At 36.0% G+C, this 555-nt stretch carries 1 protein-coding gene; it reads right to left on the reverse strand.

What is annotated here, in order from left to right:
- Window positions 1-337 precede the first annotated feature (337 nt).
- The coding region (locus DAI20_RS20075) for a hypothetical protein (protein WP_205781536.1) at window positions 338-555 on the reverse strand (218 nt) is incomplete at its 5' end.

Here is a 555-nt window from a genome sequence, read left to right on the forward strand (position 1 = left end):
ATGAAGATTTTTAAGAAGTCTCTTAGAAATTTTAAAATAACTGGAGATAAGAAAAAACATAACTTACCGATTTATTTATTTTAGATGTCATTTGTTATTGACATCTTTTTTTTTTTATTATTTTCCATTTTTTAGGTGTGGGAATTTAACAACACATGTGTGGGAATTTTCCCACACCCTACCCTTGTTAAACCCTTGATATTACTGACTTTCTTTACTTTGCTCTTCTCACTCTTATATATAGGGCTAAAAGTTCCGCAAGGAACAGGTAGTATTTTTGAGCAAACAACGCTCAAAAATCTCCACCTTCATAATAAAAAAGTCGGTTCGTTCATCCTCACCTAAAGACTACCGTCTTTTCTTTTTTATTATGTCCTTGCAAAACTTTTTTCGGCTTGTATGCTTTTCTCGCCAAGCCGACAGACAAAAAGCAAAGCAATGCCGATCGACTTGGACTAGTAAGTATACAAGCCGAACCGCCTAGATCATTCGTCCTAAAATAGTGCTTACTCCAAAATTGATACGGAATACGTGGGGTTTCGCCCCCACACGACG

Origin of the sequence: Planctomonas deserti (assembly GCF_003067705.1) — a bacterium.
GTDB lineage: Bacteria > Actinomycetota > Actinomycetes > Actinomycetales > Microbacteriaceae > Planctomonas > Planctomonas deserti.